The organism is Paracoccus sp. S4493 (genome assembly GCF_000967735.1).
GTDB lineage: Bacteria > Pseudomonadota > Alphaproteobacteria > Rhodobacterales > Rhodobacteraceae > Paracoccus > Paracoccus marcusii.
On record NZ_JXYF01000259.1, the window covers coordinates 1 to 238 of the forward strand.

The 238-nt window shown below is 69.3% G+C and carries 1 pseudogene; it reads right to left on the minus strand.

From position 1 onward, the window contains the following. Positions 1-233: pseudogene (locus TW83_RS21280) on the minus strand (L,D-transpeptidase); the annotation flags it as partial. Positions 234-238 lie beyond the last annotated feature (5 nt).

Here is a 238-nt window from a genome sequence, read left to right on the forward strand (position 1 = left end):
GTCGGGCGCCAGCTGGGCCATTCGACCTTGCGGCCGATCGTGGCCTTGCCCTTCCAGACCAGCTCGGCCGTGCCGACGGCGACGCCGTAGCGGACCGCCTTGCCCGGTGCGACGACGTGATACAGGAAGAAATCGCGGCTGACGACGACGATGCTGCCGGTCTCGAAATCGTCCCGGATCTCGACCTCGATGGGCGCATAGGGATCGACCGCCGCCTCCTGGGCGCCGGCCAGCGTCG